General features: G+C 72.1%; 11 protein-coding genes. 4 read left to right on the forward strand and 7 right to left on the reverse strand.

Annotated features, from left to right (window positions below; translation table 11 throughout):
• Positions 1–7 precede the first annotated feature (7 nt).
• On the forward strand, positions 8–2,575 hold the full coding sequence (locus tag PSESU_RS00705) for a putative peptide modification system cyclase (protein ID WP_013533833.1): 2,568 nt from the start codon (positions 8–10) through the stop codon (positions 2,573–2,575).
• Here the strand turns inward: PSESU_RS00705 and PSESU_RS00710 are convergent.
• A complete protein-coding gene (locus PSESU_RS00710; RefSeq protein ID WP_013533834.1) occupies positions 2,572–2,877 on the reverse strand; it encodes an NHLP-related RiPP peptide in 306 nt (101 codons plus the stop codon). The two genes, PSESU_RS00705 and PSESU_RS00710, sit on opposite strands and share 4 nt — an antisense overlap.
• 87 nt (positions 2,878–2,964) lie before the next feature.
• Between PSESU_RS00710 and PSESU_RS00715 the strand changes: the two genes are divergently transcribed.
• Positions 2,965–4,146 (forward strand): putative peptide maturation dehydrogenase, encoded by a 1,182-nt coding sequence (locus PSESU_RS00715; RefSeq protein ID WP_013533835.1) that lies wholly within the window; start codon positions 2,965–2,967, stop codon positions 4,144–4,146.
• A 173-nt stretch (positions 4,147–4,319) separates the two neighbouring features.
• Here PSESU_RS00715 and PSESU_RS00720 read toward each other — a convergent pair whose 3' ends face one another.
• Together PSESU_RS00720 and ubiK are read right to left on the reverse strand one after the other, a co-directional pair.
• Positions 4,320–5,846 carry a YifB family Mg chelatase-like AAA ATPase gene (locus PSESU_RS00720; protein WP_013533836.1) on the reverse strand — a complete coding sequence of 509 codons (1,527 nt, stop codon included), beginning with the start codon at positions 5,844–5,846 and terminating at the stop codon, positions 4,320–4,322.
• A 6-nt stretch (positions 5,847–5,852) separates the two neighbouring features.
• A complete protein-coding gene (ubiK, locus tag PSESU_RS00725; protein ID WP_013533837.1) occupies positions 5,853–6,128 on the reverse strand; it encodes a ubiquinone biosynthesis accessory factor UbiK in 276 nt (91 codons plus the stop codon).
• A 192-nt stretch (positions 6,129–6,320) separates the two neighbouring features.
• Here ubiK and PSESU_RS00730 point away from each other — a divergent pair, with 192 nt between their 5' ends.
• The gene (locus PSESU_RS00730) at positions 6,321–6,659 is read left to right on the forward strand and encodes a P-II family nitrogen regulator (RefSeq protein ID WP_013533838.1); all 339 of its coding nucleotides are present in this window, start codon (positions 6,321–6,323) and stop codon (positions 6,657–6,659) included.
• Between the two features lie 31 nt (positions 6,660–6,690).
• Here PSESU_RS00730 and PSESU_RS00735 read toward each other — a convergent pair whose 3' ends face one another.
• Together PSESU_RS00735 and speE are read right to left on the reverse strand one after the other, a co-directional pair.
• Positions 6,691–7,359 (reverse strand): phosphotransferase, encoded by a 669-nt coding sequence (locus PSESU_RS00735; RefSeq protein WP_013533839.1) that lies wholly within the window; start codon positions 7,357–7,359, stop codon positions 6,691–6,693.
• 262 nt (positions 7,360–7,621) lie between these two features.
• Positions 7,622–8,473, reverse strand: coding sequence for a polyamine aminopropyltransferase (gene speE / locus PSESU_RS00740; protein WP_013533840.1), 852 nt, complete (start codon positions 8,471–8,473; stop codon positions 7,622–7,624).
• Between the two features lie 152 nt (positions 8,474–8,625).
• On the opposite strand from speE, the gene speA reads away from it, so the two are divergent.
• Positions 8,626–10,515 (forward strand): arginine decarboxylase, encoded by a 1,890-nt coding sequence (gene speA / locus PSESU_RS00745; RefSeq protein ID WP_013533841.1) that lies wholly within the window; start codon positions 8,626–8,628, stop codon positions 10,513–10,515.
• 70 nt (positions 10,516–10,585) lie between these two features.
• On the opposite strand, the gene PSESU_RS00750 is transcribed toward speA, so the two are convergent.
• Positions 10,586–11,335 carry an SDR family NAD(P)-dependent oxidoreductase gene (locus PSESU_RS00750; RefSeq protein ID WP_013533842.1) on the reverse strand — a complete coding sequence of 250 codons (750 nt, stop codon included), beginning with the start codon at positions 11,333–11,335 and terminating at the stop codon, positions 10,586–10,588.
• A gap of 212 nt (positions 11,336–11,547) precedes the next feature.
• Positions 11,548–12,342 carry an SPOR domain-containing protein gene (locus PSESU_RS00755; RefSeq protein WP_013533843.1) on the reverse strand — a complete coding sequence of 265 codons (795 nt, stop codon included), beginning with the start codon at positions 12,340–12,342 and terminating at the stop codon, positions 11,548–11,550.
• Between the last annotated feature and the right edge of the window lie 11 nt (positions 12,343–12,353).

Raw genomic sequence — 12,353 nt, forward strand, 5'->3', positions numbered from 1 at the left:
TCATCGAATGGAAGGTCCGACGTATCCCGGAAGCGACGCACCGCAACTGCGGACCATCCTGATGACCGACCTGTGCGACTCCACCGCCGTCGTGGAGCGCCTGGGTGACATTACCGCCGCCTCGTTGTTCCGCGAGCACGACCAGCTGGTCCTGCGCCTGCAGCAGCAGTGGCGCGGCCGCCTGATCGACCGTTCCGACGGCCTGCTGCTGGTGTTCGAACGCCCGGTGGACGGACTCGGCTTCGCCCTCGACTACCAGCGCAGCCTCGGCCCGCTGGGCCGCGCCCATGGCGTGCAGCTGCGGGCCCGCGCCGGCCTGCACGTGGGCGAGGTGGTGAGCTGGGCCAACGACGAGGAAGCGGTCCGCCACGGCGCCAAGCCGCTGGAGATCTCGGGCCTGGCCAAGCCGCTGGCGGCGCGCCTGATGGCGCTGGCCAATCCCGGCCAGATCCTGCTGTCGCACGTGGCCGAGACCCTGGCCCGGCGCGCCGCCTCCGAGCTGGGCCCGGGGCTCGGCCGCGCCCTGGTCTGGAAGAGCCACGGCCGCTGGCACTTCAAGGGCCTGCCGGAGCCGCTGGAGATCCACGAAGCCGGCGAGGAGGGCATTGCCGACATGGCGCCGCCGCGGCCGGCCGACGGCAAGGCCCGTCGCGACCTGCCCCTGTGGCGGCGTCCCGCCGCGGTGCTGGCCCAGTGCACGGCGGTGCTGGCCCTGGGCCTGGTGCTGTACCTGACCACCCGCACCGAGCCGGCCATCGCCTTCGCCGAACGCGGCTGGGTGGTGCTGGCCGACCTGGACAACAACACCGGGCAGGCGGTCCTCGACGACGCGGTAGGCCAGGCCCTGCGCCTGAGCCTGGGCCAGTCCCGCCACGTCAACGTGGTCTCGGACACCAAGGTCCGCGACACCCTGGCGCGGATGCGGCGCCCGGCCGACGCCGCGGTGGACCGCGCCCTGGCCGCGGAGATCGCGGTCCGCGACGGCGCCTGGGGCGTGGTCCTGCCGAGCGTGTCGGAGGTCGATGGCCGCGTGCATGTCGTGCTGGAGCTGATCGACCCTCAAAGCCGCGACGTGATCTACGTGGCCCGCGCCGAGGGCGCGGGCATGGAGTCGGTGCTGGCCTCGATCGATGCCGCCGCCACCGACCTGCGCGAGCGCCTGGGCGAAGCCAGGCCCGCGCTGCGACGCGACTCCCGGCCGCTGCCGCAGGTTGCGACGGCCAGTCTCGATGCGCTGCGCGCGTATGCCCTGGGCCAGGAGGCCTATGCCCAGGGAAGCTTCCTGCAGGCGGTCGCGTCCTACGAGCGCGCGGTCAGCCTGGACCCGGACTTCGCCCTCGCCCACATCGGCCTGGCCCGTGCCTACAACACCCTGGACCGCCTGCCCGAGGGCATGCCGCACCTGCGCCGCGCCCAGGCCCTGCGCGGGAGCCTGGGCGCGCGCGACCAGATGTACCTGGATGCGTGGGCCGTGCAGGTCGACGATCCCGGGCGCGCGGTGGATGCGTGGATGCTCATGGCGCGGACCTACCCGGACTTCTTCCCGGCCCAGGCCAACGTGGCCTATGCGCTGGAGGTGCAGAACCAGCACGAGGACGCGATCCCGTTCGCGACCCGGGCCGCGGTGCCGCAGAGCGAGTTCGGGCCGCTGTCGCTGGAGCTGCTCGGGCGCCTGCACCTGGCGCGGGGCGAGCGCGCGCCGGCGCGGGAAGCCCTGGAGGCGGCCGGCCGCCACGGCCTGCCGACGGCACAGGCCTGGCTGGCGGTGTGGCATGCGGTCGGCGACGACTTCGCCGCTGCCGAGTCCGTCTGGCCCGCGGACGGACAGCTGCGCCAGACCCTGTTCGACCGGGTCTCGATCTACCTCGACCAGCGCAAGTGGGAGGCCGCGCGCGCGGAGGCGGCGCGGGTCCAGCTGCGGGTTGGTCAGGCCGGTCCGCGCGCGCGCCAGGCGATGATGCCGGTGGCCGTGGCCGCCTGGGCCATGGGCGACCACGGCGCGGCCCTGGCCCAGGTCGAGGGCATGGTCGCGAGTGGACTGGCCGCGGTGGCCGAACCGGACAACGCCATGGACCAGCGCGACGACGCGGTACTGGTGCTGTATGCGGCCATCCTCGGCCAGCGCCTCGGCGACCAGCAGCCGGCGCGACGCGTGCTGCAGGCGCTGGAGAAGGAGCCAAGGCTGGCCGGCATGCAGCCGGTAAGTTCCCTGATGGCGGTGGTACGTGCCCGCCAGGCGCTGGCCTCGGGCGACGCCCACCAGGCGCTGGCGCTGCTGGACACCATCCGGGATGGAACCGAATCGATCCAGGCGCGGGTCGCGCGGATCGAGGCGAGCCTGGCCATCGGCGACGACAAGGCCGCCAGCGCCGGAACCACCTGGCTGGCAGGGCGTCGTGGCCTGGCCTATGCCGAATATGGATGCGCCTGGTGCCAGCAGGGGCTCAACGTGGTCGATGCGCGCCTGGCGGCGGCACACGCCGATGCGCTGCGGGACCCGGGCGCGGCCACCAAGGTGGTTTCCCGGCTGGCGTTGCCTCCGGCACGGGTGCTCGGAGGCGCCACGGGTTCCTAGTTGGTCGTGCCCCCGGTATCCAGCTGGATCGGCTGCATCGACAGGCCCGAGGTCAGCGAGGCGCGGATCTCGTCGCGGGCCGCGGCGATGGTTTCCTTCGGCGCCAGCTGTTGCACGGCCAGGCGCTGGCCCAGCTGGGCGAGCCCGGTCGCGTCGGCATGGTGTCCGACCTGTGCCAGCGCGGAGGCCGGATCGCTGGAAAACAGGTCGCGGAATGCGTCGTCGCTGGAGAGCAGGTCCAGCAGGCGGTCCACCACTCCAGCGGGCAGCGGCTGCGGCCCGCCGTTCGTCTCTTCCGACATTCTTCCTTCCCCCCTTTTTACCGCTTCGTCCGGAAGCGGCTTCGCGCCGCAGCTTACCGGAGCCCGAGTGCAAGGAAACAGCCGCGGATGCGAGTAAGACGTTGCAAGGTGCTCTACCTGGAGCCGCGCGAAGAGGTGGCGTTCGACCTGCAGGACCTGCTGGCCGGCGGCGACGGCGTCGCCCGCCAGCGTCGCTGGTTCGCGCTGGCGCCGCATAGCCGCGGCCAGGTGCCGGTGGATGCCGCGGCACGCGACGTGCTCGGCGGGCTCTCGCCCGAGCGTTGGGTGGAGGAGGAGATGCTGTCGCCGGCCCAGCGCGAGGCGCTGCCCGCGTTGGTCGAGGCCGGCCTGGTGGTGTGCGACGAACCGGCGCACGCGGCGATGCTGGCCCGCGACGAGGCACTGCGCGCGGCGCACTGGCATCCGCTGGCCGCGACCGCGCACGCACTGACGCGCTGGAACGGGGTCGACACCACCGAGGCGATGCGCAACACCGGCACGCAGACGGCACCGGAACTGCGCCAGGTGCTGGGACCGCCGCCGCCGGAGGCGATCGTGCCGCCCCGTGCCGGCGCGCCGCTGCCGTTGCCGGTCCCGGAAGCGACAGGCTTCGATGCGTTGCTGCGTCGGCGCGCCACCTGCCGTAACTTCGACCGCGGGCGTCCATTGCCGATGGAGGAACTGTCGCGGCTCCTGCATCGCGTCTTCGCCGCGCAGGGCACGGTGCGCGTTACCGGCGACACGGTGTTCCTGAAGAAGAACAGCCCCTCCGGCGGCGGCCTGCATCCGGTCGAGGCCTACCTGCTGGTGCAGCAGGTCGAAGGCCTGGACGCCGGCCTCTACCATTACGACCCGCTCGCGCACGCGCTGCGTCCACTGCCCGCGCCGCCCGGATCGCTGGACGGGTTCGCGCTGCAGGCGGTCGCCGGTCAGACATGGTTCGCGCAGGCCCACGTACTGGCGATCCTCGCGCCTCGCTACGCGCGCAATTTCTGGAAGTACCGCCAGCACGCCAAGGCCCACCGCGCCGTCGTGCTGGAAGCGGGCCACCTGTCGCAGACGCTTTACCTGGCAGCCACCGAAGCCGGTCTGGCGGCCTACGTGACCTGCGCGATCAACGAGGACTGCCTGGACGAGGCGCTGGGGCTGGACCCGGTCAACGAAGGCGTGCTCGCTGTCTGCGGTTTCGGCTGGCGCGGCCAGGTGATGGAAACCATGGAGCTGGATCCGTTGGGCGCTGCATGGCAGGTTCCACCGCCTCCGAACTGATGCACGTGTGGGGTTCCGCCGCCTGGACAGGAGGAGTCGGCAGTGGTGTTTGTGGCGGTGCCGGGTTCCGCTGGTGCGGTGCGAAGAACGCCGCTGATGGCGTCGGCGAGCCGGTCTGGCAGCGCCGTGATGTCGCGAGGTGCCGACATCGCGCGACAGGTGTGCCTGCCTGCTCAGTCGCGCAGCAGCAGCGGCGCGCGGTAGCCCAGTGCCTCGGCCAGGTGCGGCCGGCCGATCCCCTCGCTGCCGTCGAGGTCGGCGATGGTGCGCGCCACCCGCAGCACACGGTGCATGCTGCGCGCGGTCAGCTGCAGTCGCTCGGCGGCCTGCTCGAGCAGGGCCTGCTCGGCATCCGCCAGCCGGCAGCAGGCGGCAAGTCCGGTGGCATCGAGCCGCGCGTTGAGTCCGCTGCCGCGTGCCTCCTGCCGTGCCCGCGCCGCCTCCACCCGCGCACGTACTCCAACGCTGGATTCGGAAGGCGGCGCATCGGCGCGCAGCTGTGCCGGCGGCAGGCGGGCCATCGAAAGATGCAGGTCGATGCGATCCAGCAGCGGACCGGACAGCCGGCCCCAGTAACGCGCGACCATGTCCGGGGTGCAGCGGCAGCGCGCCGAAGGATCGCCCGCGAAGCCGCAGGGGCACGGGTTCAACGCAGCCACGAGCTGGAACCGCGCCGGGAACTCCGCGCTGCGTCCGGCCCGGGAGATCGTGATGCGCCCGGACTCCAGTGGCTCGCGCAGCACTTCCAGGGCCGCGCGGCTCCATTCGGGCAGCTCGTCGAGGAAAAGTACCCCGTTGTGCGCCAGCGAGATCTCGCCCGGCCGCGGCGGACTGCCGCCGCCGGCGAGGGCGACCGGGCTGGCGCCATGGTGCGGCGCGCGCAACGGGCGCTGGCGCCAGCGTGACGGGTCCAGGCCCTGGCCGCTGATCGAGTGCACTGCCGCGGTTTCCAGCGCCTCGGCCTCGCTGGCCTCCGGCAGCAGTCCGGGCAGGCAGGAGGCCAGCAGGGTCTTGCCGCAACCCGGGGGACCGCTCATCAGCAGATGGTGTCCACCGGCCGCGGCGATCTCCAGCGCCCGCCGCGCCTGCAGCTGGCCGCGCACCGCGGCCAGGTCGGGCGGCGCTGGCGCGGGGCGGAGGGTTTCGGCCGCGGCCTCGCCGGAAGCCTCGCCGACGCTGGGCAGGCGCGCCTGTCCGCCGAGCCCGGCGCAGGTCTCCAGCAGGGTGCGGGCGGCATAGGCCTCGGCCTCGCGCGCCAGTGCAGCCTCGGCCGCACTGGCAGCCGGGACCACCAGCCTGCGGCCGGCGCGCGCGGCGGCCAGGACCGCCGGCAGGATGCCGTCCACCGGCCGCAGCTCCCCGGTCAGGCCGAGCTCGCCAAGGAACTCGCAGCCGGCCAGCGCGTCGCGGTCGATCTGTCCGGACGCGGCGAGGATGCCCAGTGCGATCGGCAGGTCGAAGCGGCCGCCGTCCTTGGGCAGGTCGGCGGGCGCAAGGTTGATGGTGATGCGCCGCTGCGGGTACTCGAACTGCGCGCAGAGGATGGCGGCGCGTACCCGGTCACGGGATTCGCGTACCGCCGCGGCAGGCAGGCCGACGATCTGGGTGCAGGGCAGGCCGCCGGAGAGATGCACCTCGACCTGCACGGCCGGAGCGGCCACGCCCGCACGGGCGCGACTGTGCACCAGGGCCAGGCCCATGGCGGGTCAGTGGGTGGGCGCGGCCCCGCCGTCGCCGGCGGCCAGCCGGGCTTCCAGCTGGTCCACCGCGCGCTCCAGCTCGTGCAGCTTCTCGCGGGTGCGCAGCAGCACCGCGCGCTGGACGTCGAACTCCTCGCGGGTGACCAGGTCCAGGCGCGACAGGCCGGCCTGCAGGGCGGTGCGGAAGCTGGCCTGCAGCTCCTCGCGCGACTCGCGCAGGCCCGGCGGGACCAGGTCGCTGAGGCGGCGGGCCAGGTCGTCGATGTGGTTGAGGTCGATCATGGGGTGCTCCTCCGGCTGGATGCCTAGTGTGCGCCGGCGACGGGGGCACCGCAGTCGGTCGGTATTGCGCCCGCGGGTAGGAAAACCCCGAGCGGCGCACATTGGACCGGAGCCGGGCGGTCTTGGGCAAGCGTGCGGCGCGGTATCCTGTGCGCCCCGTATACGCAGCCGACCACCCCCGGAGGGCACCGCATGAAGATGATCATGGCCGTGATCAAGCCGTTCAAGCTGGACGACGTGCGCGAGGCGCTCGCCAGCCAGGGCATCGCGGGCATCACCGTCACCGAGGTCAAGGGCTTCGGCCGGCAGAAGGGCCATACCGAGCTCTACCGTGGCGCCGAGTACGTGGTCGACTTCCTGCCCAAGGTGAAGATCGAGGTCGCGGTCACCGACGACCGCGTGGACGCGGTGGTGGAAGCGATCGTCAAGGCCGCCGCCACCGGCAAGATCGGCGACGGCAAGGTGTTCGTGTACGACCTCGGCCAGGTCGTGCGCATCCGCACCGGCGAGCTGGACGCCGACGCGCTCTGAGGCGCGCCGGCACCGCGCCGGTTACTGGTGGTTACTGGCCGAAACTGGCCTTGAAGCCGCGGTAGAAGCGCTTCCAGCCGTCGCGCACCGAGGTCACCCAGCGCGGGTCGGCCAGCACCTGCGACACGAACCCGCCCGGCGCGCGGCCGGTCATGCGCTGCTCGATCTTCAGCGCGTTGGCCAGGTCGCTGCGGCGCAGTTCGCGCAGCACCGGCGCGTTGCGCAGCCAGCGCGGCACCCGCAGGGCCGAAGCGAAATCAAGCAGCACCACGCGGTCGCCGCTGACCATCACGTTGGCCGGGTGCAGGTCGTTGTGGGTGAAGCCGGCCGCGTGCAGGTGCGCGACCGCGGCACGCAGCTGGCGGAAAGTGTCCTCGCCGACGCTGCGCCTGGAGCCCAGCGGCTCGCCCGGCACGAACTCCATCGCCAGCGACAGCCCGCCGACGATGCCCAGCAGCATCGGCGCATGCGTCCAGCCACGCAGGCGGCGCAGGGCGCGCGCCTCGCGACGCACCAGCAGCCGTGCCAGCGGCGCCAGCAGGGTGCGGCGGTACCGGCTGTAGTCCTTGACCACCGCCGGCTGGCCCTCGACCAGGGTGCGGTAGACGTTCGGCTCGAGCAGCCGGGTGCCTTCCTTCAGGAGCACGGGGGCTTCGAACGGCCGGCCGGACACGCCGGCGGCATGGGCAATGGTGTGCATGCTGTTCTTCTTCTTGTTCCGCCCGCGGGGCAGATCGGGGGGTGGGGGAACCCGCGGGGGTGGCCATCCGGGCCAGCGCGTAATTTTAGAACTGGCGCGTGTGGTAATTCCGGATGTGAAGAAGAGGCTATGTTCCGTAAACAGAACGGGCGCTTAAGAAAAGAGGCGCCCGCCAACGCCAGCTGAATCCGCCTTCACGCGGGGCCGGGTCGGCAAGCGCCTGGTTCCTGGCGGCGGGCCAGCGGCCCGCCGGCATGCCCGGTTACTCGGCCAGGGCCTGGGCGACGAACGGCGGGGCGACCAGCACGCCCTGGTGCAGGTGCGCGGTGTAGTAGCGGGTCTCGAAGGCCTTGGCCTGGGCATCGCCCTCGCGGAAGTCGAAGCCCTGGCCCTTGCGCGCCAGGGTCACGCTCCACCAGCCGGTGGGGTAGCACGGCTGCGGGAACGGCAGGGTCTTGAAGGTCGAGAACCCGGCCTTGCCCATCTCCGCGCGCATGGCCTTGATCAGTTCCAGCTGCGCCAGCGGCGATTCGGACTGCTGGACCAGGATGCCGTCGTCCTTCAGGGCGCGGAAGCAGCTGGCGTAGAAGTCCTTGTTGAACAGGCCTTCGGCCGGGCCGACCGGGTCGGTCGAATCCACGATCACAACGTCCACGCTGCCGGCCGGGCAGTTGGCCATGTAGGCCACGCCATCGTCGAACAGCAGCTCGGCGCGCGGGTCGTCGTTGGAATCGCACAGCTCCGGGAAATGCTTCTCGGCCATGCGGGTGACCTGCTCGTCGATATCGCACTGGGTGGCGCTTTCCACGCCCGGGTGCTTGAGCACCTCGCGCAGGGTGCCGCAGTCGCCGCCGCCGATGATCACCACGCGCTTCGGCGCGGCGTGGGTGAACAGCACCGGGTGGCTGATCATCTCGTGGTACAGGAAGTTGTCGCGGCTGGTGAGCATCACCGCGCCGTCGATCAGCATCAGGTTGCCCCAATCCGTCGTCCGGTAGATCTCGATCTTCTGGAACGGGGACTGCACCTCGTCCAGCTTGGCCTCGACCCGGTAGCCGATGGCCGATCCGGTCGGCTCGAAACGCTCGATGTACCAGTTGTCCTGGGTGCTCATGGGCAGTCCTCGTGGAAAGCGGGGGGCGCCGCGGGCCGCGGCCTGGAAGGCGGGCGCCGCCGGGGCCGGCGGCGAAGGGCGCGCATTGTAACGGAGCGTGGCGGACGGCAGCGCTAGAATGCGCGTCCTTTTCCGCAGCCGAGTCCCCGCCGATGAGCGACTGGTCCGCCGACCACGCCCGCGCCACCTGGTCCATCCCGCACTGGTCGGGGGGCTATTTCGACGTGGCCGATGGCGCGATGCAGGTCCTGCCGCGCGGTGCTGGCGGCCCGGCGCTGCCGCTGCCCGGCCTGGTCGAGGCCGCGCGCGCCCAGGGCATGCAGCTGCCGCTGCTGCTGCGCTTCCCGGACATCCTCGGCGACCGCCTGGCCCAGCTGCAGTCGGCCTTCGCCCTGGCGATGGACGACGTCGGCTATGCCGGCGGCTACACCGCCGTGTACCCGATCAAGGTCAACCAGCACCGTGGCGTGGCCGGAACCCTGGCCGGCCACCATGGCGAGGGCTTCGGCCTGGAGGCCGGCAGCAAGCCGGAGCTGATGGCGGTGCTGGCGCTGTCGCGCCCGGGCGGCCTGGTCGTGTGCAACGGCTACAAGGACCGCGAGTACATCCGCCTGGCCCTGATCGGCCGCAAGCTCGGCCTGGAGACCTTCATCGTCATCGAGAAGCCCTCCGAGCTGCGCCTGGTGATGGAGGAGGCGCGGGCGCTGGGCGTGCAGCCGGGCCTGGGCGTGCGCATGCGCCTGGCCTCGCTTGGCGCCGGCAAGTGGCAGAACAGCGGCGGCGACAAGGCCAAGTTCGGCCTGTCCCCGCGCCAGCTGCTGGACCTGTGGAAGAACCTGCGCGACAGCGGCATGACCGACTGCCTGCAGCTGCTGCACTTCCACATGGGCTCGCAGATCTCCAACGTGCGCGACATCGCCAACGGCATGCGCGAGGCGGTGCGCTATTTCAGCGAGCTGTCGCGCCTCGGCGCGAAGATCCGCTACATGGACGTCGGCGGCGGCCTCGGCATCGACTACGAAGGCACCCGCTCGCGCAGCGAGTGCTCGATCAACTACGGCCTGCACCAGTACGCGGCCAACATCGTGCAGCCGCTGGCCGAGGCCTGCGCCGAACAGGGCCTGCCGGCGCCGCGCATCGTCACCGAGTGCGGCCGCGCGATGACCGCGCACCACGCCGTGCTGGTGGCCGACACCATCGAGGTCGAGCAGGCGCCGGAAGGCCGCGTGCCGGACGCGCACGACGACGAGCCGGCGGCGATCCGCCACCTGCGCGAACTGCACGCCGAGCTCGAGCGGCGCCCGCCGCTGGAGCTGTTCCACGAGGCCCAGCACTTCCACGCCGAAGGCCTGGCCGCGTACGCGCTGGGCCAGATCGACCTGCCGCAGCGGGCGCGCGTGGACGACCTGTTCTACGCCGTGGTCCACGGCGTGCGCGCGCGCCTGGACGGCAGCGAGCGCAGCCATCGCCCGGTGCTGGACGAGCTCAACGACCGCCTGGTCGACAAGTACTTCGTCAACTTCAGCGTGTTCGAGTCGATCCCGGACGTGTGGGCGATCGACCAGGTGTTCCCGATCGTGCCGATCGCGCGCCTGGACGAGGCGCCGGCACGCCGCGGCGTGATCGCCGACATGACCTGCGACTCCGACGGCACGGTGAAGACCTACGTCGAGAACGGCGGCCTGGACACCTCCCTGCCGCTGCACCCGGTGCGCCGCGGCGAGCACTACCGGGTCGGCTTCTTCCTGGTCGGCGCCTACCAGGAGATCCTGGGCGACATCCACAACCTGTTCGGCGACACCGATGCGGTGGAAGTACGGCTGACCGATGACGGCGGCTACGAACTGACCCAGCAGCGTCGCGGCGACACCACCGACGTGATGCTGGATTACGTCGGCTACCGCCTGGACGACCTGCGCGCGGCCTATGCCCAGCGCGTGCACGCCGCCGGCCTGCCGCAGGAGGAAGCGCTGGCCATGGCCGCCGCGCTGGAAGCCGGCCTCACCGGCTACACCTACCTGGCCGGGGACCCGCTGGAGTAAGCGGAAACCGCGCCGCGCGAACCGCGGCGCAGGGAGCTGGGGCCGCACCGGCGAAGGTGCGACAGCCGTATCAGCCGCGGTGGACCTGGAAGCCGGCGAAGCTCTGCGTCACCGGCATGATCTCCAGCCGGTTGATGTTGAGGTGCGGCGGCAGGCTGGCCACGTAGTAGATCTGCTCGGCGATGTCCTCGGCGCTCATCGGGTTGGCGTCCTTGTACAGCGCGTCCGAGGCGGCCTGGTTGCCGTGGGTGCGGACCACGGTGAACTCGGTCTCGGCCATGCCCGGCTCGATCGTGGTCACGCGCACGCCGGTGCCGTGCAGGTCGCTGCGCAGGTTCAGCGAGAACTGGCTGACGAAGGCCTTGGTGCCGCCGTAGACGTTGCCACCGGGGTACGGGTACACACCGGCGACCGAGCTGACGTTGATGATCACGCCGCGGCGCTCGACCAGGGTGGGCAGCAGGCGGTGGGTCAGGGTGACCAGGCCGGTGATGTTGGTGTCGATCATCACCTTCCAGTCGTCCAGCGAGGCGTGGTTGGCCGGGGCGGTGCCCAGGGCCAGGCCGGCGTTGTTGACCAGCACGTCGATCCCGGCGAATGGCTCCGGCAGGCTGGCGATCGCTTCGTCCATCGCGGCGCTGTCGCGCATGTCGAACACCAGCGGGTGGACCTTGTCGGCGCCCAGCATCTGCACCAGGGCATCCAGGCGGTCGGCACGGCGGCCGGTGGCGACCACCCTGCAGCCGGCGGCGACGAACCGGCGCGTGGCCGCCAGGCCGAAGCCGGAGGTGGCGCCGGTGATGAAGACGGTCCTGGACATCGTGGATTTCCTCCTGGGGGAAGCCTGCGGATTTTCGCACCATCACGTGACGGTGGCCCGCCGGATGCCGGGCCCCCGCCTGCGCCGCCCGGGATACGGCAGGAACAGCACCCTGATGCCAGGGGCCGCCGGCAGGCGCAGGGGTCGTGGAGCAATGGGCACGGGCCCCAGGGCTTGCCGGGCAAACCCGGGGTGCTACGCCCCGTGCGGAATCACTGCGCCTTGATCGCCACCGCCGGCAGGCCGCCGTTGGCGAGGGCCTGCTTGGCCTCGGCCAGCTCGCTGGCGCTGCCGTAGGGTCCCATGCGCACGCGATACACGGTGCGCCCGCCGGCTTCGCCGGATTCCACCCGCGCGCTGAGGCCGAGCATGGCGATCCGGGCCTTCACTTCCTCGGCGTCGTTCTGCGCGCCGAAGGCGCCGGCCTGGAGGATGTAGCGCGCATCGCTGGCCGAGGCCACGGCGGGAGCCTGGGCCGGAGCCGCCGCCGGTGCGCTGGCGGCCGGCGCCGGTTCCGCGGCCGGTGTACTGCTGGCCGGGGCCGGGGCCGGAGCCGGGGCTGCCGCGGCCGCGACCGGCGCGGCTTCCTGCACCGCCACCGGATCCGGCGCGCGGCCTTCCAGCGCCTCGCGGGCGCGGCGCGCTTCCTCGCGCTCGATCCGCGCCTGTTCCTCGCGCGCGCTGGCGGCCAGCTCGGCGTCGGACATGCGCACCTCGTTGCCCGGCAGCACGGTGTAGAAGTCGTACTGCGGGGCCGGAGGAGCCTGGCGCGCAGGCTCTGCCGGGATATCGGCGATCGCCTCGGTGTCGGCCAGCGGCGCCGGCTCGGCGTCCGGATCGGCACGCGGGCCGAAGCGGACGAAACCGTCGCCGTCCTTCTTCAGCAGGCCGGGCGCGCCCAGCACCACCACCGCGCCGATCGCCAGTCCGGCCACCAGCCACACCCACGCCGGCCGGCTGTTGCTGCCGTTGCGTCGCGCCTGGCTCTTGCCACGTCTTGCCGCCATCTTCTTTGCGT

Source organism: Pseudoxanthomonas suwonensis 11-1, from assembly GCF_000185965.1.
GTDB classification, from domain to species: domain Bacteria; phylum Pseudomonadota; class Gammaproteobacteria; order Xanthomonadales; family Xanthomonadaceae; genus Pseudoxanthomonas; species Pseudoxanthomonas suwonensis_A.